This is a genomic window from candidate division TA06 bacterium, assembly GCA_004376575.1.
In the GTDB taxonomy this organism is placed as follows: domain Bacteria; phylum Hydrothermota; class DG-26; order E44-bin18; family E44-bin18; genus E44-bin18.
On sequence record SOJN01000137.1, the window covers coordinates 1 to 21,312 of the forward strand.

Annotated in this window: 18 protein-coding genes; 4 read left to right on the plus strand and 14 right to left on the minus strand. The window is 49.7% G+C overall.

Annotated elements, in window-relative coordinates; translation table 11 throughout:
• Window positions 1–168: 168 nt before the first annotated feature.
• Genes E3J62_11130 through E3J62_11140 form a run of 3 tightly spaced genes read left to right on the plus strand, consistent with a single transcriptional unit; the run spans window position 169 to window position 4,721 of the window.
• A complete protein-coding gene (locus tag E3J62_11130) occupies window positions 169–480 on the plus strand; it encodes a hypothetical protein (GenBank protein ID TET44127.1) in 312 nt (103 codons plus the stop codon).
• Window positions 481–514: 34 nt separating this feature from the next.
• On the plus strand, window positions 515–3,952 hold the full coding sequence (locus E3J62_11135) for a DNA polymerase III subunit alpha (protein ID TET44128.1): 3,438 nt from the start codon (window positions 515–517) through the stop codon (window positions 3,950–3,952).
• Window positions 3,953–3,965: 13 nt separating this feature from the next.
• Window positions 3,966–4,721, plus strand: coding sequence for a hypothetical protein (locus tag E3J62_11140; protein TET44129.1), 756 nt, complete (start codon window positions 3,966–3,968; stop codon window positions 4,719–4,721).
• Window positions 4,722–5,225: 504 nt separating this feature from the next.
• On the opposite strand, the gene E3J62_11145 is transcribed toward E3J62_11140, so the two are convergent.
• From E3J62_11145 to E3J62_11185, 9 genes are all read right to left on the minus strand, one after another.
• On the minus strand, window positions 5,226–5,492 hold the full coding sequence (locus E3J62_11145; GenBank protein ID TET44130.1) for a DUF4321 domain-containing protein: 267 nt from the start codon (window positions 5,490–5,492) through the stop codon (window positions 5,226–5,228).
• A gap of 30 nt (window positions 5,493–5,522) precedes the next feature.
• Window positions 5,523–6,035 carry a Gx transporter family protein gene (locus E3J62_11150; protein ID TET44131.1) on the minus strand — a complete coding sequence of 171 codons (513 nt, stop codon included), beginning with the start codon at window positions 6,033–6,035 and terminating at the stop codon, window positions 5,523–5,525.
• 12 nt (window positions 6,036–6,047) lie between these two features.
• Window positions 6,048–7,049 (minus strand): AmmeMemoRadiSam system radical SAM enzyme, encoded by a 1,002-nt coding sequence (amrS, locus tag E3J62_11155; GenBank protein ID TET44132.1) that lies wholly within the window; start codon window positions 7,047–7,049, stop codon window positions 6,048–6,050.
• A gap of 7 nt (window positions 7,050–7,056) precedes the next feature.
• A complete protein-coding gene (gyrA, locus tag E3J62_11160) occupies window positions 7,057–9,477 on the minus strand; it encodes a DNA gyrase subunit A (protein ID TET44144.1) in 2,421 nt (806 codons plus the stop codon).
• Between the two features lie 37 nt (window positions 9,478–9,514).
• Complete coding sequence (gene gyrB, locus E3J62_11165; GenBank protein TET44133.1) at window positions 9,515–11,407, minus strand: DNA topoisomerase (ATP-hydrolyzing) subunit B; 1,893 nt, start codon at window positions 11,405–11,407, stop codon at window positions 9,515–9,517.
• Between the two features lie 9 nt (window positions 11,408–11,416).
• Window positions 11,417–11,719: a DUF721 domain-containing protein gene (locus E3J62_11170; GenBank protein TET44134.1), complete on the minus strand. Its 303-nt coding sequence runs from the start codon at window positions 11,717–11,719 to the stop codon at window positions 11,417–11,419.
• A gap of 25 nt (window positions 11,720–11,744) precedes the next feature.
• Window positions 11,745–12,836 carry a DNA replication/repair protein RecF gene (gene recF, locus E3J62_11175; protein TET44135.1) on the minus strand — a complete coding sequence of 364 codons (1,092 nt, stop codon included), beginning with the start codon at window positions 12,834–12,836 and terminating at the stop codon, window positions 11,745–11,747.
• A gap of 286 nt (window positions 12,837–13,122) precedes the next feature.
• The gene (locus tag E3J62_11180) at window positions 13,123–14,199 is read right to left on the minus strand and encodes a DUF362 domain-containing protein (GenBank protein ID TET44136.1); all 1,077 of its coding nucleotides are present in this window, start codon (window positions 14,197–14,199) and stop codon (window positions 13,123–13,125) included.
• Window positions 14,200–14,217: 18 nt separating this feature from the next.
• Complete coding sequence (locus E3J62_11185) at window positions 14,218–15,087, minus strand: decaprenyl-phosphate phosphoribosyltransferase (GenBank protein ID TET44137.1); 870 nt, start codon at window positions 15,085–15,087, stop codon at window positions 14,218–14,220.
• Between the two features lie 235 nt (window positions 15,088–15,322).
• Here E3J62_11185 and E3J62_11190 point away from each other — a divergent pair, with 235 nt between their 5' ends.
• Complete coding sequence (locus tag E3J62_11190) at window positions 15,323–17,137, plus strand: T9SS type A sorting domain-containing protein (GenBank protein ID TET44138.1); 1,815 nt, start codon at window positions 15,323–15,325, stop codon at window positions 17,135–17,137.
• A 649-nt stretch (window positions 17,138–17,786) separates the two neighbouring features.
• On the opposite strand, the gene ftsY is transcribed toward E3J62_11190, so the two are convergent.
• The 5 genes from ftsY to E3J62_11215 form a co-directional block, all read right to left on the minus strand.
• Window positions 17,787–18,686, minus strand: coding sequence for a signal recognition particle-docking protein FtsY (gene ftsY, locus E3J62_11195; GenBank protein TET44139.1), 900 nt, complete (start codon window positions 18,684–18,686; stop codon window positions 17,787–17,789).
• Window positions 18,687–18,762: 76 nt separating this feature from the next.
• Window positions 18,763–19,410: a hypothetical protein gene (locus tag E3J62_11200; GenBank protein ID TET44140.1), complete on the minus strand. Its 648-nt coding sequence runs from the start codon at window positions 19,408–19,410 to the stop codon at window positions 18,763–18,765.
• Window positions 19,368–19,943, minus strand: a complete 576-nt coding sequence (locus tag E3J62_11205) for a hypothetical protein (protein ID TET44141.1) — start codon at window positions 19,941–19,943, stop codon at window positions 19,368–19,370. The genes E3J62_11200 and E3J62_11205 overlap by 43 nt, the downstream gene beginning before the upstream one ends.
• A gap of 632 nt (window positions 19,944–20,575) precedes the next feature.
• The gene (locus E3J62_11210) at window positions 20,576–20,803 is read right to left on the minus strand and encodes a hypothetical protein (protein ID TET44142.1); all 228 of its coding nucleotides are present in this window, start codon (window positions 20,801–20,803) and stop codon (window positions 20,576–20,578) included.
• A gap of 17 nt (window positions 20,804–20,820) precedes the next feature.
• Window positions 20,821–21,312 (minus strand): tetratricopeptide repeat protein (locus E3J62_11215; GenBank protein ID TET44143.1); only part of this gene is annotated, 492 nt, incomplete at its 5' end.

Sequence of the window (21,312 nt, forward strand, 5' to 3'; positions counted from 1 at the left end):
TACTGAGGCGGGGCCTCAACTTAGGCGGCTGGCAGGGCGGCAGGGGGGCGGGGGTGGGCGGAATTTCGCAGTTTCGAAAGGGGGAAGCGTGGGGATGGGTCACGGCCAGGTGTCGGTCCGAAAGTGCTTGACAGGGGTCTGAGGCAATGCTAAATTGATGGCATGAAGATGAAATGTCAGAAATGCGGGAAGGTGCTTGACTCGGGCGACGTGGCGTATCACCTTGCTATTTCAGTGTTTGCAGATTTTGACGCTGCAGAACTTGCAGAAGATTTAAATATGGACTTACAGGAGGTTATCCAGAACCTGAGAGATTCGACAAAGGGACTTCCTGCTGATCTCATTGAGGAGGAGATACACAAGGAGTTCGATTTTATTCTCTGTTCGAGGTGCAAAGAGATTTTCTGTGCAAATCCATTGAATCTTCCTCTGAGAGGCTTGAAAATCCCTGACTCGGTCCCGGACCCTGGCGACCAGTAGATCCTACCGTACATGGGCTTGTGAGGGGCGGTAGATGGAGCACTCTGATTTCTGCCACCTACATGTTCACACCGACTACAGTCTGCTAGACGGCGCATGCAAAATTGAAAGCATCGTGGCAAAAGCCAAGGAATGGCGCCTGCCTGCACTGGCTATTACCGACCACGGCAACCTTTTCGGTGCAGTTGACTTCTACAGAAAGGCTGAAAAGGCTGGAATAAAGCCAATCATCGGGTCTGAAGTCTATGTTGCCGTCGGCAAGAGGACTGATAGAGTACCGGTCAAAGGAATCCAACACTCCTCTTTTCATCTTCTTCTGCTGGCCAAAGACGACGTAGGGTATAAGAACCTGATGAAGCTTTCGAGTGCAGGTTACCTCGAGGGGTTCTATTACAGGCCGAGGGTGGACAAAGAGCTTCTCTCTCAGCATGCAAATGGGCTTATCGCAACATCAGCGTGCCTGCGGGGCGAGGTGTCTCACAACATACTAAACGGGGACCTCGAAGAGGCACGGAAAAGAGCATCGGAATATGTTGACATTTTCGGCGAGGACAACTTCTTCTTGGAGCTCATGGATGTTGGTATGGCCGAAAACAAGATAGTGAACAGGGGATTGCTGAAGATTGCAGAGGAACTCTCCATTCCTTTGGTTGCTACCAACGACTGCCACTACATTGAGGAGAGGGACGCAAAGGCTCATGATGTCCTTCTGTGCTTGCAGACAGGGAAAGACATAGATGACAAGAACAGACTGAGGTTTAGAACAAATGAATTCTACTTCAAATCACCGCAGCAGATGAAAGACCTTTTTGCCGAGGTTCCGGTGGCGATCCAGAGTACCGTGGGCATAGCGGAACGGTGCAATCTCACCCTCGACCTGGGAACTGCCAGAACGTTTATGCCCCACTTCTCTCTTCCAGACGGGTATGAAAGTAACAGCGCCTATTTGTGCTATCTTGCCAGAAAAGGGATAACCGAACGTTATCCAAAGGTGACATCAGCAATCGAAGAGAGGTTGGAGTATGAACTGAACGTGATAGACAAGATGGGTTTTGCCGGATATTTCCTGATTATCAAGGACCTGGTTGACACGGCAAAAAGAAAAGGTATACCTGTTGGGCCTGGCAGAGGTTCTGACGTGGGGAGTCTGGTCTTCTACGGGCTGTCCATAACTGAGGTAGACCCTCTCGAGCACAATCTCCTTTTTGAAAGGTTCCTTAACCCGGAAAGAATATCAATGCCAGATGTGGACATTGATTTTGGCGACGAGCGGCGGGACGAAATGATTCGCTATACTATGGAGAAGTACGGCGAGGACTCTGTCTCTCACATCATAACATTTGGAACAATGGCAGCCCGTGCGTCGATAAGAGATGTGGGGAGGGTGCTGAAGGTACCGTATGGGGAGGTTGACAGGATTGCCAAGTTGATACCCACCGAGCCAGGAATGACTATTGAAAGGGCTCTCAAGAGCAGTCCTGAGCTGAAGAGCCTCATTGATTCGAGTGAAGACTATCAGGAGCTCGTAGAAATCGCTCAGAGGCTTGAGGGCTTGGCGCGCCATGCTTCAACTCATGCGGCAGGAATTGTCATAGCTCCCGGAAAACTGACAGATTTTGTGCCTTTATATAAGAGCAACGACGGGGGCATCTGTACTCAGTACTCAATGAAATCAGTCGAGGAGATTGGCCTTCTTAAGATCGATTTCCTTGGACTACGGACGCTGACAGTCATCGAGAAGTGCGCGGACTCCATTCGCAAACGTGGTGTGCAGATAGACATACAGAAACTGCCCCTTGACGATGGGGAGACTTTTGAAGTTTTGAAGAAAGGGGAGACCCTGGGCGTGTTCCAACTTGAAAGTTCGGGTATGAGAGAAATTCTCTGCAAACTGAAGCCATCGGCCTTCAGTGACCTGGTTGCTGTGCTCTCGCTGTACCGGCCGGGCCCATTGGGTGGAACACAAATAGACGAGTTCGTAGACAGAAAAAACGGGAAGAAACCGATTGTATATGAACATCCTGACCTTGAAAGCATCCTCAAGGAGACATACGGGATCATACTTTATCAGGAACAGGTGATGCAGATTGCTTCAAAATTGGGTGGTTTCACTCTGGGGCAGGCGGACATATTGAGAAGGGCGATGGGAAAGAAGCAGGCATCAGTCATGGAAGAGAAGAGGCGAGCTTTTGTAGACGGTGCGAAGGAGAACAAGATTGATTCGAGGAAGGCCAACAGAATCTTTGATTTGATGGCACAGTTTGCTGGCTATGGGTTCAATAAGTCGCACAGCGCAGGGTATGCACTTATCTCCTTTCAGACCGCCTACCTTAAAGCCCACTATCCAGTGGAGTTTGTGGCTGCCAGTCTTTCCAGCGAAATGGGTTCATCAGACAGACTGGATATCCTTCTGAAGGAGTGCAAGAGGATGGGGATTCAGGTTAGCAGTCCGGACATCAACACCTGTTTCTACCATTTCGTTCCCCACAAAGAAAGTATGTTGTTCGGCTTGGGGTCCGTGAAGAACACCGGCAGAGGTGCCATAGAGGCGATAATTGAAGCCCGGGAGAAAGAGGGTCCGTTTAAGAACCTATTCGATTTCGCAGAGAAGATCAACACCAGGGCTGTCAACAGAAGAGTTGCGGAAAACCTGATAAAGGCTGGCGCAATGGACAATTTGGGTGCTGACCGGGCCAACCTTCTGGCCTCAGTGCAGAAAGCATTCGAGCTTGGTGTGGCATCTCGCAAGCGAAAACAACACGGTCAGGCCAGCCTTTTCGGCGATCAGTTTGACTCTTCGCAAACAGAGAAGCCGGAACAGGCGACACCGTGGTCTTTGGTTGAGAATCTTTCTGCTGAGAAGGAGTCGCTGGGGTTCTATCTGTCGGGCCATCCACTCGAACAGTTCAAATATGAGGTAGAATCGTTGACAACAAGTTCCTCTTCAAACCTGGACTCGCTGAAAGAGGGAGCTCCGGTGGTGCTGGCCGGAGTTGTAGTTGGTAAAAGGGTCATAAGGGACAGGAGAGGAAACCACATGGCATTTGTCAAGATTGCGGACTTTGAAGGAGAGGTGGAAGCTGTTTTCTTCTCCGACATCTACGACAAGATCAAATCTCAACTTGCTGATGAAATACCGCTGCTTTTACGAGCTCGGAAGTCGGGAGGAAACGCCAAGGTCATTGCAGACAAGGCAATACTCCTTCAGGATGCGAAGGAAAAACTGATAAATGGAATAACCATAAACATAGACTCATCCAAGGCTTGTGGGGATACTCTCAGAAGACTCAAGCAACTTCTGGTTCTTCATCCAGGAGACCTTCCGGTCACATTCTCTGTGAGTGGAAAGGATGTGGCTGGGGTGACCCTTCGATCCAAGAGCCTGAATGTTTCCCTTTCACATGATTTGCTCGACTCCATAGAGGGAATTCTAGGGGGCAAGAGTGTAAGGTTGAAGGCGAAGAAGATCTGAAGTGGGGTGGAAGATGAGGGTTGTGACCGGGTTGTGTGTAGTGGTGGTACTTCTGGCGCCTGAATTCGCCTGGGATCAGGGGATTCGCCCGATAGAATTGGTGGACACTCCGACTCCCTGGTCCCTGCCGAGGGCAAGTTTCGCTCTGAACTTGAGGATGCAGCCTGCTGGAAGTATGCTTTTCGGGGTCGATGTGGGACTCTTTGAGGAGCTATTGATAGGTGTTTCATATGGGGGTGATCAAATCATAGGGTATGGTGAGCCGGATTTCAATCCGCGTGTGGAATTCCATGCGAAGTACATGATCTTGGAAGAACAACCCCAGACACCTTCTTTCTCTCTGGGTTTCAACTCACAGGGTTATGCAGGATATTTTAGATCGCCAGACAGATACAGGATAAAGTCAAAGGGGTTCTACGGAGTTGTAGGCAAGAGTCTTCCATTTCATGGGAGGTTTTCGATCCAGGGAGGGATCAACTACAGCCTGGAAACGGATGATGACGATGATGAACCCAGTCTATTCATAGGGATGGAACAGACCCTGGGAGAAGAGGTCCTGGTCCGTTTGGAATATGACTTCGCTTTCAACGACGATAGAAAGCACAACGGTTTCGGTGAAGGGAATGGCTACCTCAATCTTGGGGTCAGATGGACGTACGAGGATAGGATGTTTGTTGAAATGGACTTCTGCAATCTTGTTGGAAATGGCGAAGAAGATTTCGGCAAAGTCTGGAGAACGGTAAGAATAGGATACATTGAATTTCTGTAATCCCCAAAAGGGGAAATTCCGAAATTCCCAACCACCCTGCACCACTCCTTCGAAATTCCGCCCAAGCCCTTCCCACAACCTACGAAATTCCCATCCACCCTTCGCCACACCTACGAAATTCCACTCCTCTCATCCCAAAACACTCACACTGCTGGATCAGTACAACAAGCCCATGTGTCATTGCGGGCGACCAAAGGTCGCGAAGCAATCTAGATGTCATCACGGTCTTCAGTGGATTGCTTCGTCGCTGACGCTCCTCGCAATGACAAGTTGTTGCGTTTGCCCTGCCCGTTCTGCCCAGGCAAGGGGTGGAGTGGAATTTCACAATTTCGTAAGGGTGGGGAATGGGTGGTGGGAATTTCCCATTTTCGTAATTTCGGTGGTGCAGAGGAGGGTTGGGTGGAATTTCGGATGTGAGTGGGATGATGAGCGGGGAATTTCGGTGGCGTCATGTGGTGCGGTGGGGTATTTCGTATTTTCTGGCCAAAGCTGAGAGCTAGTAAGTTAATAGACCCACCGCAACAGGTAGGCAAGTACCACAACTCCAACTACGGATATTATGTTGAGCCTCAACATGAGCCCTATGTCAAATGTGAATACGGCAAGATCCACATGGACCGTCCTGAATCCCACCGGGACTGATTTCAGGAAGAACGTTTTGACATGACCCTCGGGCAGAATCTTTCCTATGATCTGGCCGAAAGCACTGCCGAGCATCGCACCCAATAGTATGATCACAACGACCACTGCAAACCTTTTTCTCAATGGCATGGATACCTCCACATTTTTCTTAGGGCCTTCCTAATCCATAGCAACAGCAGGAGAACTAACTCTTTGATAAAGGAAATGAGCTGCAATGCCTGTGACTATGCCGGTTCCTACGGACATGAATAGAAATACCGGAATCAACATGAAGATCTCAGAGCGGCGTATGAAGAGCAAATAGGCTATACTTAGCTGAGTAAGGTTGTGCGCAAGTGCGCCAAAGATGGATATCCCTACTGTTCCGAATACCCTTTTTGCCAGATAGAAAACTGCTCCCATCACCAGGCACGATGTTACCCCAGCAAGGACAGAAAGGATGAAGCCAGGACTCAGGAATGAGCCGATTAGAAGTGAACCCAGAATCGTTCTGATGACCGACACAGAGACTGCTAACCTCAGACCGTAGGCCAGAAGGACAGTCAGAACCAGGGCGTTGGAAAGGCCTATTCTAAGCCAGGGGAGAGGCCGGGGGAGCATTGACTCGAGCGCATAGACAGCTAAAGCGAGTGCGGTGAGAAGTGAGAGCCTTGCGATATGGCGCGAACCCATTATCAATGCCTTCTAGTTAAGAACGAAATCGACATTTGCTCCGCAGTTGTTGCACTTCGCGTCCTTGATGCCGGTCACTTTCGTGTAGTACCCAGCCCTGGCAACGAGCATATTGCCGCAGTTGTAACAGAAGGTGTTAGATCCATCTTTAATGCTGACATTGCCCAGGTAAACGTACCTCAGCTTCTTTTTTGCTATTTCATAGGCCCTCAGCAAAGTGGAGACGGGCGTTGGCTCAATTCTCAGCTTGTAATGTGGAAAGTATCTGGAGAAATGGATTGGTGTTTCCACCCCAAGGCCAGCGACCCAGTCTACCAATGTGCTTATTTGCTCATCTTTGTCGTTCAGAGTGGGTATGATTAGATTGGTGATCTCCACATGGCAGGACTCCTTACTCATCTTTATTGTGTTCACGACGCTCTTCAAATCACCCTTCACTATTCTTTTATAGAAGTTCTCATCCATGGACTTGAGGTCGATGTTCATCGCGTCGATAATGGGAAGCAAATCCTTTAGAGGGTCTTCATTTATCATTCCGTTTGTGACCAGTACATTTTTCAAGCCCTTTTTGTGCGCCAGGCTGCCTGTATCCAGCAGATACTCATACCAGATGAGAGGCTCAGTATACGTGTAGCAGATGCCGTACGATTGCTGAGACTCTGCCAGTGAGACGAGCTCTTCTGGACTGACAAACTTGGTTGGGACTGTCCCCTGGCTTATGTCGGCGTTCTGGCAGAAGGGGCACTTGAGGTTGCATCCGTTGGGTGCTGTTGAGAGGATCTGGCTGCCGGGAAAGAAGTGATAGAGGGGTTTCTTCTCTATCGGGTCCATGGCCAGGGATGTGCACTCTCCATAGCAAATAGGAAGCAGTTCGCCATCGACGTTTTTTCTGCAGTTACAGATACCGGTCTGGTCTACCTTCAGCTTGCAGTACCACGGACACAGGAGACACTTCACCCTTGTGTCATCAATTCGCTCCCAGTATTCTGCTTTCCTGGCTGGTTTTTCTTTCATGGACGGACTACTCGGTAACAATGTGCGCCACGTCTATAACGCTATCGCCTTTCTTCATGTTCATCAGTTTAACCCCCTGGGTGCTTCTGCCCATGTCTCTCATGTCCTTGGCCCTCATCCTGATTACCTGGCCTGAGCTGGATATGAGGATCAGTTCGTCCTTTTCAACAACTTCTTTTGCTGCGACAAGGTTACCGTTCCTTTCGGTCCCTTTTATGGCAATCATTCCCTTTCCACCCCTCCTTATCACCCTGAATCGGGACAGGGGTGTCCTCTTACCGTAGCCCTTTTGAGTGACGCAGAGTAGGGAGGCTTCCCTTTTTACTATGACCATGCCGACTATTCTGTCTCCTTTTGTCAGGGTCATCCCTCTGACCCCAGCAGCTCCTCTTCCCATGCTTCTTACGTCCTTCTCGCTGAATCTTATCGCCTTTCCCTGCTGCGTTGCGAGTATGACGTCCTGGTTTCCATCGGTGAGAGAGACTGCTTTCAGAGTGTCACCTTTTTTTAGATCGCATGCAATGATTCCGCCCTTTCGCGGGTTGGAGAAAAGCTTCAGGGAGCACTTCTTCACAGTACCTGATTCGGTCACCATGAGAATGTAGGCATTAGCAGTGAACTCCCTGACAGGGACATAGGCAGTCACTTGTTCACCTTTTTCGATCTGGAGAAGATTTGCAATTGATCTACCTCTGGATATTCTTCCAGCCTGGGGTATGGCGTGGACCTTCACCCAGTAGCACCTTCCCCTGTCTGTGAAGAAGAGCATGTAGCTGTGTGTGGAAGCTATGAAAATCCCTTCGGCGAAGTCCTCTTCCTTAGTCCGAATACCACTCATGCCTTTGCCGCCTCTGTGCTGTCTCCGGTAGGAACTGATTGGAAGTCTCTTTATGTATCCCTTATGTGTAATGGTCACTACCATGTCCTCTTCCGCTATCAAATCTTCGATGTCCAGGTCTGCTTCCTCATACTCAGTGATCTCTGTGCGTCTTTCGTCACCAAATTTCTCTTTCAGCCCTATCAGTTCTTTCTTCACCACAGACATCACTCGCGCTTTTGAAGAGAGTATCGACTTCAGTCGGCTAATCTCCTTGATGGTTGCCAGGTATTCTTCATCCAGGCTCTTTCTCTCAAGACCAGTAAGCTTTGCAAGCCTCATGTCGAGTATTGCCTGAGCCTGCACCTCTGAAAGCTTGTATTTCTTCCTGAGGGACTTCTTGGCGGTGTCCGGGTCCTTCGATTTTCTTATGAGACTGACTATCTCGTCGATATGGTCTACTGCAATCTTGAGGCCTTCAAGTATGTGCGCTCTCTTTTCAGCCTTGGCCAACTCGAACTCAGTCCTTCTGACGACAACATTGTGCCTGTGCTTCAGGAATTCCTGACAGAGCTGCCTGAAAGTCAGGATCTTGGGAACCCCTTCAACAAGCACAAGAAGTATGACACCAAAAGTTGTGCGCATCTGAGTGTGCTTGTAGAGCTGATTCATGATGACTTCTTTCTGAGCATCCCTTCTTATGTCCAGAACGACTCTGAGGCCGTCTTTGTCGGACTCATCACGCAGGTCTGTGATCCCCGGTATCGTTTTTGCCCTCACTAGAGCGGCAATTCGTTCTATGAGCAGCGATTTGTTGACCTGATAAGGTATCTCTGTAATCACTATCCTCTCTTTTCCGCTTTGCGTGGTCTCAAAGGATGCCTTTCCTCTGACAGAGAGCCTCCCCCTGCCTGTTCTGTATGCATCCAGTATGCCGTTTCTCCCAGCTATTACGCCTCCTGTTGGAAAATCTGGGCCTTGAACAATGGAGTAAAGCTCATCATCGTCCAGCTTCGGGTGGTCTACAAGAGCAACGAGTGCGTCAACAATCTCGTTCAGGTTGTGAGGAGGGATGTTGGTTGCCATCCCCACGGCAATACCTGAGGATCCGTTTATGAGAAGGTTCGGAACTTTTGATGGGAGGACAGTAGGTTCTTTGAGGCGGCCGTCGAAGTTGGGCACGAAGTCAACAGTCTCCTTGTCGATATCAGCGAGGACTGCTTCTGCCAGGTTTGTCAGCCTCGTTTCGGTGTACCTGTAAGCTGCGGCTGGGTCGCCGTCTATGGAACCAAAGTTTCCCTGTCCGTCGATCAGCGGATATCTCAAGGAGAAATCCTGAACCATCCTGACGAGGGTGTCGTAGACGGCGAGATCGCCGTGGGGATGGTATTTTCCCAAAACATCTCCTACCACAGTAGCAGACTTCTTGTAAGGCCTGTTGTGGAGAAGACCTGCCTCTTTCATTGCAAAGAGTATTCTTCTGTGGCACGGTTTTAGGCCGTCCTTCACGTCGGGAAGTGCACGACTAACAATGACGGACATTGCATAATCCAGAAACGAGGACTTCATCTCGTCCTCAATGTAAACTGTCACCTCTCGTCCCCTGTTCATCTCACGCGCCATAGTCTCTCCTTGAACTGACTAAGGGTTAGATATCGAGATTCTTCACCAGCCCCGCATTCTCTTCTATGAACTCTCTTCTGGGTTCTACCTGATCCCCCATAAGTGTTGTGAAAACATGGTCTGCTTCTACTGCGTCTTCCATGGTTACTCTTTTGAGTGTTCTTCTCTCCGGGTCCATCGTCGTCTTCCACAGCTGTTCGGGGTTCATCTCGCCGAGGCCCTTATACCGTTGGATTTGCAGCCCATCGCTGCCGAGCTTCTTCTTCAGTTTTTCGAGCTCCTCATCGGAGTTGGCGTAATGCATCTCTTTTCCCTTCCTGATGCCGTAAAGAGGTGGCTGGGCTATGTAGATATGTCCGGCGTCAATTAGATCTTTCATGTAGCGGAAGAAAAGGGTGAGAAGGAGCGTTCTTATATGGGACCCGTCTTCATCGGCATCGGTCATTATGATGACTTTGTGATACCTTACTTTGGCCGGGTCATACTCATCGCTTCCTATTCCCGTGCCTATGGCTGTTATGATTGTTCTTATCTCTTGGTTTGAGAGCATCCTGTCCAGCCGTGCCTTCTCGACATTGAGGATCTTTCCTCTCAAAGGGAGTATGGCCTGGAATGTCCTATCTCTTCCTTGCTTTGCGGATCCACCTGCTGAGGCCCCCTCCACCAGGTACAACTCGCAGAGGCTGGGATCTGTATTCGAACAGTCGGCCAGTTTCCCCGGTAATGTATCTGACTCCAGAGCAGATTTTCTTCTTGTCAGTTCTCTGGCGTGGCGAGCGGCTGATCTTGCTCTCGCGGCCACTATCGCCTTTTGCACGATTTTGTTTGCCACACGGGGATTCTCTTCAAGATATGAGGAGAGTTTCTCTCCCACAATCGATTCCACAATCCCCTTGAGTTCGCTGTTGCCAAGTTTTGTTTTCGTCTGGCCCTCGAACTGTGGGTTCCTCAGTTTTATAGAAAGGATTGCCGTCAGCCCTTCTCTAACATCTTCACCAGAGATGCTCACGTTCTTGAGCGCGCCGCTCTTGCGAGCGTACTCGTTTACAGTCCTTGTGAGGGCCGATTTAAAGCCCACAAGATGAAAACCACCTTCATGGGTGTTTATGGTATTGGCGAAGGTGAATATGTTCTCTGTGTATGCCTCAACGAGCTGCAGCGCAACATGCACCTCTACACCGTTTTTCTTCCCGGAAATACGGATGGGTAAAGTCAGTGTCTTCTTGCCCTCATTTAGATATTTGATGAATTCGACCAGTCCGCCCTTGTACTTGAAAGACGACTCTTTACCTGTTTCCTCGTCTATGACTTCAATCTTCAGACCCTCATTGAGGAATGCGAGTTCCCTCATCCGTTCGCAGAGGCGTTTGTAATCGAAATCAATACTTGGGAATATCTTGCTGTCAGGTCTGAATCTCACCAGGGTGCCGGCCTGCTTTGCTTTTCCTTTTATTTTGAGCGGACTCTTCGTCTTTCCGCGTTCATATCTTTGAGCGTAAATCTTCCCGTCCCTTCGAACCTCCACCTCCAGCCATTCGCTGAGAGCATTCACTACCGAGACACCAACACCATGCAGTCCGCCAGCTATACGGTATGTCTTATCGTCAAACTTGGCTCCTGCATGAAGCATTGTCATCACAACCTCGACTGCCGGTTTCTTTTCCGTTGGATGCATGCCGACCGGTATCCCCTGTCCGTTGTCCCAAACCGATACGCTCTTATCCTTGTGCAGGGTTATCTTTATGTAATCGCAGAATCCGGAAAGAGCTTCGTCTACACTGTTGTCTACTACCTCGTGTATAAGATGGTGAAGGCCTCTTGAGGCTGTATCGCCAATGTACATAGCGGGCCTTCTCCTCACTCCTTCCAGTCCCTTCAAGACCTGTATCTTCTGTGCATCGTAGGTCTCTTTTTTCAAGTCATCCTCCTATCCTTGACTATCCGGCCCCGCACCAGCAACAAATATGATGTCGTCTATGACCACTCTACCCACCATGGAGTTGAGTTTTCGGATGAGTTCAGGCTTCAAGAAGATAAGCTCATTTCTCCAGGAGGAGCCAGACACTTCTACCAGTAGCTTTGAGCCCTGTATCTTGATCGGCCTTGTGCGTTCAGCAACTCTCCTGTTCACCGCTTTCTCCCAGAGTGCCATCACCTTTTCCTCATTTATCTTCTTCTTGAGGCCGAGAGTGTCAACGAGTGAATCAAGGATCTTGCCTATTCTTTCCAATGAAGAACCGTCCTGTTGTCTGGCCCTAACCGGCCGTCCTCACTGCACCCTGTTCAACAAAAAACTTGTCGAACTGAAGATGAGGGATTGTCTCAAGCTTTGCCGTGGCAATGAAGACCTGGTCGAATTTGTCAATTGCTTTGCCAATCCTTTCACACCTTTCGCTGTCAAGCTCAGCAAAGACCTCGTCGAACAGGACAATAGGCCACTCTCCAACACCTTCATGCACCAGTTCGGCACCGGCCAGCTTCATGCTTGTTGAGGCAGTTCTCTGCTGCCCTTCAGACGCGAACCTCCTCATATCCTTATCATTGAGTCTCTGAGCAAAATCGTCCCTGTGTGGTCCTACAACGGTCATACCACGGTCTCTTTCCAAATCCCGGGATTTCCTGAGGTGATCAGCAAATGAGTCTTCAATCGAAGACTCCTCGACAGGAAATGAGGGAACGTAGGTCAGCTCATAGGACTCACCTTCAGCGGCTATTTGCTCATAGTATTCTGAAGCCAACCTCGACAGTTCGCTGGCAAATCCCATTCTGAATCTGATCAGTTCACTCCCGAACTGTATGAGCTGGGCGTCCCACGACTCTATAGACTCATACCTTTTGTTGTAGGTTTTTGCATCTGTAAGGATTCTGTTCCTTTGCTGCAGGGCTCTCCTGTAGCTCAAAAGAGCGGCAAAGTAAGAAGGTTTGAGAAAACTCAAGATCATGTCGACGAATCTGCGCCTCAGGAGCGGTGCTCCTCTGGTAGTTTCAATGTCATCTGAAGAAAGGGGCACGACCGGCAGGGTGCCCACAAGTTCGGAGACCGAAAGTTGGCTCGAGTTGAGCCAGATTCTTTTTTCCTGGGATGTTAGGGCTATCTCTACCTTTACCTGCCCGTGATCGCTTTTGCCTGTTCCTTCGACCCTCAAGCTCTCCTGCCCGAACTTGATCAGATCTCTGTCCCTTCCTCCTCTGTGGGACTTGGCAACTGAAAGATAGTTTATGGATTCAAGGAGATTGGTCTTGCCACCACCGTTCGGTCCAACAAAGAGATTTGCCCTGTTAGGGAATGTCAGGTCTGTATCGTTGAAGTTCCTGAAATTACGTAACTTAAGCCTGTCGAGCCTCACCTCCGCCCCCTCCGAATCCCCTCAAAATTGTCAAGTCATTTTACCAGTTTGGCGCATACTTTACAAGGGTTTTTTTGTTTCTTCGAGGTGTTGAAAACCGTTGTCCCACAAGAGATTTGGGTGTATGGACGGTCGATAGATTGAGATGTTTCTCTCACCTTTTAGCTCAGCCAACAGAATCCTATTTTGTGGGAACTGCACCGAGGTCTGGAGGGCAAAAGGCTGTTGTGGTAAGGTTATCCGGGACCGGGTTGCTATTTTTGCCACAGGTTATCGATTCCTCGACTCATCCATACCTGGCAAACAGCCTTCCCCATTCTGTCTTCATGATTTGTCTTACTCTTCTTCTGCCGATTGTCCGATACCAGAAGAGATCATGATATGCTCTTGAGGCTACATAGGACCAGGGAACGAAATTGGTTCTCAACAGCAGCCGCTCCAGAGGTTTTAGAGGACCATGATATATCGCCTTCTGCCCTCTACTGGCGAACGTATCACCTGTTCTGAACTTGAAATCAATCTGGTTTATATCCTCGCCGACAATTTCCATTTCCCTTATGTCACCACATCCTAAGCCTGACTCGTGTGCTAATCTTATGAATGGAATTGACAAGGGATTGAAGCCCTGCATCCTGGCGCTGACCGCATCAATTGCCACAGAGTCGCCGCTCGCAAGAATATAGTTTTTAACGTGTGGTATCATGGCTCTTGGACCTGCTCCTTCACCGGCTATGGTTCCATCAATAACAGCAAAGATGCCAGGATGAATCTCTTTTTGTATCTTCAGTAGATCTACCAGAGTCTCGTGAATGACAGCATGAGTCCAGTGCCTGTTCTCGTTTAGAAGGCCGCCAAAAGCATTTTTCATCGCACCCGTTATGGTCGTAAAAACATGTGTCTTCATTGTGGGAAGGTGGAAAGCGTTTTTGTCCATAAGGATTTTCGGTATTTCTATTCCATTCTTGAAAACCTTATCCAACACGAGCATCTTGGCCTTTGGCTCATATTTGATCCACTCAACATCGGTTTCGTACAGGTAGATGAAGTCCAGTCCGTGTTTCTTGAGAACGGACGTGAGGTGATTGTTCACGGCACCAAGTTTCGGATCCACAACAACGGTCCTGTTCTGTGCAGGTATAAGGTCCTTGTAGCCGTCTTTAACCATCCTGGAAGCAACTCCGTCAAGCTGCCAGGGAGTTGTTGAGCAAGCAGGGTAGTAGTAATGCCAGGAGATGTTGACTTTGAGAATGGTAGGGATATGCTTTGGCATGAAAGACTCATAGTCAGCCATCTTCATGGCACGACCAATGTCTTCCACGACGCTTTCTGGCGATGTCTTCAAGACTGAGACCTTACTCTTCATCTTTCCCCATCTATTTGTTCATTTGAGATACAGTATCAATCCGGCGGTTACCACCCAAAGGAAGATGTCTATGAGGAGTGGTCTGTCGTGGAGGAGAGATCGTTCAGGAGAACCCCCTTCTCCTTTTATGTGAACCAGATAAAGGTATCTGAATATGCCATAGAGAACGAAGGGGATTGTGAGGCCCAAAAGTCGCGTGCCGAACTTGGCAACAGTCTCCGCGGAGACGGTGTACAACGCGTAGGCCATGACTGTTGATGCAGTCACTACAGATATCATCTGATCCAGAACTCGTGGACTGTATCCTGAGAGTGCTACTCTGTGCTGGGATACCTCTTCCTCCAGAATTACCAACTCATGCCTCCGCTTGCTGAGACCCAGGAATAGAGCGAGTAAACCAGTACATATGAGCAGCCAGGAAGATATGTGAACGTCTATGGCAACTGCGCCAGCCGCGGCTCTGAGTACGAACCCAGCGGAGATGGCAAGGACATCGACGATCATGGCCTTCTTCAGAAAAAGGGAATAGAAGAACATGAGGCCAGCATACGAGGCTGCCGCGAATCCAAATTCTATTGAAAGCAGGAATGATAATACAAGGCCGACAACAGCAAAGATGGCAGCAAATGCTAATGCAACAGTCCTGCTCAAGGCGCCAGATGCTATCGGCCTTTTGGACTTTGTTGGATGCTTTGAGTCTTCCTTGTAGTCCATCACATCATTAAAGAGATAGACCGAGCTGGAGAGGAGGCAGAAGAGAATGAAGGCGAAAATGGAAAGAAGAAGGAGACGGAGGTCAAGAAGGCTCTGGGAGAAGATGATACCCGCGAAGACGAACAGGTTTTTGCTCCATTGCTTGGGTCTCATCGATATGAACAAGGGTTTCATAATGTCCTTACCTGTTGGCTAACCTATTGTATGCGCACAATATACCACAAAGAACCTTGAAACTCAACTTATAACTCCGCCTGAGGCTATACGCTGTACGCTGCAAAAGTTGCTCTCATCTGGTTGCGCAGCGTATAGCGCACAGCGCGGTAATGTTGTTGACAGAGAGGCGTTTCAGGGTTACGCTTCTGGCAAATGTTATGAGAAGAAGACTAGAACAAAGTGAGGTAAGAAGATGAGAGTCTTTGTTGTGTGTCTTGCAGTTTTTTGTCTTGCCCTCTCAACTGGAAGTCACACCGTTTTCGCGCTGAGTTATGTTGAGTCCTCGGCAGGGTTGATACCTCCCACGATGGAAGGAGGGAGGACCGAGGTGGAGATGGGCGATGTAGATAACGACGGAAACATCGATCTTGTCTCCATAGGTGACCACGGGTCTCCATACATCAATACCGACCAACACGGAATCATGGTCTGGTTTGGTGACGGAACAGGCTCCTGGAGTGTGTTCATGTATGGCGACTTCGGCTATGGTGGAGTTGCTCTCGGCGATGTGAACGGTGACGGCATGGTGGACGTCGGATATGGTATGCACCACAACTATTCCGGCGTAGATTTGGGGGATCAACTCCTTGAAGTTGCTCTCGGAGATGGTTCAGGAAAGTACTGGACGCCCTGGGATGACGGCCTCGCCACAAATGGTGAAACCTGGGGTATGTTCTGCACCGACTTTGCAGATGTTGACAATGATGGCGACCTTGACATTGGCTCCAATTCCTTTGGCTCCGGTGCTGGGGTTCACGTTTACTTAAATGAAGGCGACGGCACCTGGACTCAGAGTTTCGGATTCACTGGTGGAAATTCTGCCATGGACTTCACATTTGGGGATATTAATGGCGACGGCGACCCGGATTTCGCTGTAGCTCACCAGAACGCTACGGTTTACATAGGGGACGGAACCGGGGGTTTCACGGTGGGAGATGGAAACCTGCCGTCTCCGGGCATCATAGGGCAGTACGGGCCTGACCTGGGAGATGTTGACAATGACGGCAGGGACGAGCTCTCGTTCGCCAACTCAGATGGGGGCGTCGAGGTTTGGTCATGGGTAGGTACGAATACCTGGGCTGATATTTCAGGAGCGCTTCCGAGTTCCGGCCCCTATATGGCAACCCAACTCTGGGATATGGATGTCGACGGGAACCTGGACGTGGTGGCGTTTGGTCGGGGCACAGTCACCATATGGAAAGGTGACGGTGCTGGTGGGTGGACACAAACTGCAAACTTCTCCACATATTCTCCAGGTTATTACGAAGCCTTTAGGGTTGGGGGAGATGTAGATCACAATGGTCACCCCGATATTATCCTGGTGGAGGACGAGGGTTCGTGGCCTAATGACTACAATCACGCAAGGTTCTACAAAGAGGCGTCTGTAGCCGAGTCGCTCTACATAAAGCCCGTCTATCCAATGGGGTTAGAGAAATTCTATGGTGGCTCGGTGAAGTTCATAAGGTGGATAACAGCTGTGCCTGGGAGTGCGGCAGTAGTCAACCTGGAGCTTTCGACCACAGGAGCGTCAGGCCCCTGGATACCTGTTGCAGACAGCGTCAAAGACAATGGGTGTTATCAGTGGTCAGTGATTGACTACGTCAACTCAGACAACTGCTACATTAAGTACAGAGCTTTTTCCGGTCAGGATTCCGCGATGTGCATGACGCCTGAAAGATTTGAGATAATCTCCTCAAGCATGGTTCCATACGGCAGGGAGTATTCGAGGCAATCCGGAATGTCGATGACTCTCTTTCCCAACCCCGCAAGAAACAGTGTAACAATCTCGTTTTCAATTCCAGGCAGTGACAGAATAAACTTGAGAATCTACGATGTCGCCGGCAGACTAATTCGGACAGTTTCTACCAGGGCAGTAAGGCTTGGCTCGTACGTCGAAACATGGGACGGCAGAACTGAGGATGGGGGAGAGGCAAGGGCGGGTACATACTTCATTGCACTCAAAACCGAGTCCGGGACTGTAACCAGAAAGGCAATTCTAGTAAGATAACAATTTGAGATTGCAGATTTCAGAGCTAAGATTGCGGATTGAGTTGTAGGGGCGGCGGGTGAGCCTGTTTCGAGTGTGCCGAAGGGTGGACCGCCCAAACGGTTCTTCGTCTCACGCCCCAATGCCTGTCTTTCGATCCTACATCTACGATCTGAAATGTTGCGGCCTTGCCCCTGCAAAACCAGAGGTAAAACATTGTCATTGCGAGCGAAAGCGAAGCAATCTGGCACAAGCAGATCCTTCGACTCGTCGCTCGCTACACTCACGACTTCGCTCAGGACGAAATATGCCTCATCCCGTCAAGAGGCGGGCTGGACCTATTTCGTTTCTATTTTCGAAGGTTAGGTTCTGCTTTTTACTGCTCCCCTACCGATCACAAAAAAGTTGTCATTGCGAGAAGCGTCAGCGACGAAGCAATCTCACTCAAGCAGATCCTTCGCTAACGCTCAGGATGACAAATACCCGATCCTGTCTGTCGACAGGCTGGGTCTTTTTCAGCTGGACCTATTTCGTTTTCGATTTTCGATCTTCTATTTTCGGGGGGCGAGGAAAAGGGGAGAGTGGAATTTCGAATGTGAGTGGCAGGGTTGGGCGGATTTTCGAAGGTGGGTGTGTGGGTTGTGTGGACTTTCGATCGTGTGGGGAAGGGTCATGGTGAGAGTAAGGCAGTAGCAAAGGCCTCGGGGTCAAAGTCCAGGAGGTCATCCATATCTTCGCCTACGCCGAGGTACCTGACGGGGACCTTCAACTCGTCAGAAACGGCAATCACGATTCCACCCTTTGCTGTTCCGTCTATCTTGCACAGGGCTATTCCAGTCAATTCCAGTTCTTCACTGAAGACTTTTGCCTGCTGGAGACCGTTCTGACCGAAAGTGGCATCCATTACCAGGATGGTCTCATGTGGAGCCTTATCGATCTTCTTTCCGATCGTTCGCCCGATCTTCAGAAGTTCCTCCATCAAGTCTTTCCTCGTATGCAACCTGCCCGCAGTGTCTATGAGAAGCATATCGCTCCCTCTGCTGAGGGCAGCATCTACTCCGTCAAATGCCACTGCTGCGGCATCAGCTCCCATTTGAGAGGCGACCACATCAACGCCAATCCTCTCCGCCCAGATTTCAAGCTGCTCTGAGCCAGCGGCCCTATAGGTATCACACGCACAGAGCAGAATTCTCTTCCCCTCGTCCTTAAATCTCTTTCCTAGTTTAGCAATGGTTGTGGTCTTCCCTGTGCCGTTGACACCCACAAAGAGCCAGATGCAGGGGTCTCCGTTGTCAGCTTGGACAGGTTTTCTGGGTACGGTTAGAAGGTTTGTAATCTCTCTTTTGAGGATGTCGAGGGGAGAGGCATCAGTGTCCTTTGACTTCTGAATGGTCAATATCAGTTTTTCTGTGGCCGAAGGGCCGACATCTGCCTGAAGAAGAAGGCCCTCAAGCTCTTGAAGCTCATCAGGATCAAGCTTGCGGCGGGCCAGAATGCTTCGTATCTTGTCAAAGACGCCGGACCTTGTCCTCTTCAGACCTCCGGAGAGTTTGGAAGGTGAGCGTGTCATGTACTGATTGTATCAGGCAGACTGCGCCAAGTCAAATGACCTTCTGCAATCGAAGTACTTGCCCCGAAGGGGTGAATTAGTATTTAATTACGTAGTTCAGTACGATATATGGCTGCAAGTTGTTGTGAGACTGACCTCCACCTGTGGAGCCGATGCTTATGCCAGTTAAATTCATATTCACAGTAATATTTGTAGATGCGAATTGTGTCAGGCCCGTGCCCGAGGGATCGAAGTCACAATCCTCAATGAAAGAACCACTAGCACCCAGAATACTGCTGTGGAGATCTAGGTCATGGCGGTGTCCTGGATCAAATATACTATGGCTGTGTCCAGGATCACTTAAACCGTGAACATGGCTTGGCATTTCGTTACTCGTTAGCAGATGCTGTTTTTCACCTCCTGCATTTCCGAGAGTATCAAACTGAGAATCAAGTGTATCAAGGCCGACAGGCACTCTCCCGTGTAGATCAGGAAGTGAAAACACGCTGCCTGAACCGCCGTAAGTATAGCCGATCACCGAGAACAGGTCAGGATAACTTGCCGTACCAAGAGAACTGCCGTCACACAGAAGCCATCCTTCTGGCGGCGAGCTTCCTGCGTATGAAAGGACTGCACCTACAGGCATGACAAACCCAGTTTGGTCCTTAACACGCCCATCGACGTGCAGTTTTGCGTCTGGAGTTATGGTTCCGATACCGACACTGCCCGGAACAGCGGAATACATGTCATTTCCTGAAATGACCCAGTCGCCGCGGGAGGAGCATTCAGGGCATAATCGGCCGTATCTGTTTTCACAGATCGATAGGCGTATGCTACGCTTGTGATTTCCGTTCTTGGAGACATCGTCTGTGCTTCTACCTGAAGCTCAAGCCATCGCGACTCGCCCAGCGCGAACACCCTATCGGGTATAGGATTAGAAATTCCTAAAACCTCATTGAAGAGGCCCGCATCGACCTCCACGGCCGGGTGATTTTCATTCCACAGCTCGCTCCCACCAGTCGAGATGCTGTAGATCCTGAAAGTCATATTCAAGGTGTCATTTATGGGATCGCCCACATCATCAGTAATGTATCCCTGATAGTTGATATGCGAGGGAATGACCAGTATTCCAGAACTCTTCACAATGGGAGGCTGCGTTCTATTCACCTTGACTGTGCCGAATTTGGATTGGTCAATCGACTTTCTCTGCTGTGCCACAGCCACTGCACAAACTGCGAAAGCAGCAAGGACTATCCCTACAAATATCTTCTTTGCCATCGCTCCTCCTTCGAATCCTTTGTTTGCGCTGGGGTGTTCTGAGGCACGCCCCGAAGCCCCTGTTTTTAATGATTGTAAATCCTAAATCGCAAAAGTCAAAGCGAAAAAACCCCACGCCTACACCTTCGAAATTCCCGATCCCCCGGCACCGCTCCTTGCAAATTCCCCTCTGCTCCCCGCCACACCTCCGAAATTCCTCCCAGCAGCCATCCCACTTACGAAAATCCACTCCACCCTTCCCCTAGCCTTCGAAAATCGAAACGAAATAGGTCCAACCCGTCTCTTGGCGGGATGAGGCATATTTCGTCCTGAGCGTGAGCGAAGGATCTGCTTGCGCTAGATTGCTTCGTCGCTGACGCTCCTCGCAATGACAAGTTGTTGCGTTTGCGCTGCCCGTTCTGCCCAGGCGAGGGGTGGAGAGGAATTTCGTGATTTCGTAAGGGTGGGGAATGGGTGATGGGAATTTCCCATTTTCGTAATTTCGGTGGCGTCATGTGGTGTGGTGTGGAATTTCGTGTTTTCTGGTCATGGCTGAGAGCGTGTTGTCTTACAGCGCAGAACCAGAGAAAAGGGTGGCAGGGGTAGGGTTTTGTACTTTGTCCTGTGTACTCCGTACTTTGTGAAAAGGGGTGTTAGGTGAGAAGGGATTGGACCTGTTTAGAGTTGAGGAAGGTTTTCTTCAGTTTATCATCTTCGATCTTGGAGCTGATATCCTCGATGATTTTCTTGGCCTTTTTGAACTGCTCTGAGATCTTTTTCTTCTCGCCTTTCTCTTGATAGAGCCTTGCGAGCGAGGCATGTATCTGCCACAGGAGAGGGAAGGCGCGCATCTTCTTGGCAATTCTCTGGGCTTCCTTCAATTCCCTTTCCGCCTGTTTCAACCTGACAGCTGAGAGCTGACCGCTTCAGCTAATAGAATTTCCCCTTTTATCTTCTTTGCCGTGGCAAGGTGTCTTTTCAATCCTTCTTTCTCTGCAATCCCCAGCAATTGCTCACAAAGCCCCTGTGCCTTCAAAGAGTTCCCCTTTGAAAGGTGAACCTCACTCAGAGCTCCCAGGATCTCCGGCTCAGTTTCCTTTACACCCAATTCTGAAGCCAAATCCAGAGCCTCGTTCAGATGTTGGAGTGCTTTCTTGTGCTTGCCCGAAAGGTGATAATCGGTACCGAGGCTGGTCAGGACTGCTGTCCTCTCGGCCTTCATCCCCATCTCCTCCATAAGGGAGAGAGATTCCTTGTGGTATTCCATCGCCTTTCGGATATTGCAGAGACGTTGATGGAGAGTGCCCATTTCGAGCAAGCCAAACGCTTCGCCCCATTTGTCTCCGATCTCTCTCTGGATATTCAAAGCTTCCTCATAGCATTTCAGTGC

Bases quoted from the DNA above. Each gene is read 5' to 3' on its own strand.
- ftsY (TET44139.1), bottom strand. From the start codon at position 18,686: ATGACACGCTCACCTTCCAAACTCTCCGGAGGTCTGAAGAGGACAAGG.
- E3J62_11145 (TET44130.1), bottom strand. From the start codon at position 5,492: ATGCCATTGAGAAAAAGGTTTGCAGTGGTCGTTGTGATCATACTATTG.
- E3J62_11205 (TET44141.1), bottom strand. From the start codon at position 19,943: ATGGCAAAGAAGATATTTGTAGGGATAGTCCTTGCTGCTTTCGCAGTT.
- gyrA (TET44144.1), bottom strand. From the start codon at position 9,477: ATGAACAGGGGACGAGAGGTGACAGTTTACATTGAGGACGAGATGAAG.
- E3J62_11180 (TET44136.1), bottom strand. From the start codon at position 14,199: ATGAAGAGTAAGGTCTCAGTCTTGAAGACATCGCCAGAAAGCGTCGTG.
- E3J62_11135 (TET44128.1), top strand. From the start codon at position 515: ATGGAGCACTCTGATTTCTGCCACCTACATGTTCACACCGACTACAGT.
- amrS (TET44132.1), bottom strand. From the start codon at position 7,049: ATGAAAGAAAAACCAGCCAGGAAAGCAGAATACTGGGAGCGAATTGAT.
- E3J62_11190 (TET44138.1), top strand. From the start codon at position 15,323: ATGAGAGTCTTTGTTGTGTGTCTTGCAGTTTTTTGTCTTGCCCTCTCA.
- E3J62_11150 (TET44131.1), bottom strand. From the start codon at position 6,035: ATGGGTTCGCGCCATATCGCAAGGCTCTCACTTCTCACCGCACTCGCT.
- E3J62_11200 (TET44140.1), bottom strand. From the start codon at position 19,410: ATGTATTCCGCTGTTCCGGGCAGTGTCGGTATCGGAACCATAACTCCA.
- E3J62_11130 (TET44127.1), top strand. From the start codon at position 169: ATGAAATGTCAGAAATGCGGGAAGGTGCTTGACTCGGGCGACGTGGCG.
- E3J62_11140 (TET44129.1), top strand. From the start codon at position 3,966: ATGAGGGTTGTGACCGGGTTGTGTGTAGTGGTGGTACTTCTGGCGCCT.
- E3J62_11185 (TET44137.1), bottom strand. From the start codon at position 15,087: ATGAAACCCTTGTTCATATCGATGAGACCCAAGCAATGGAGCAAAAAC.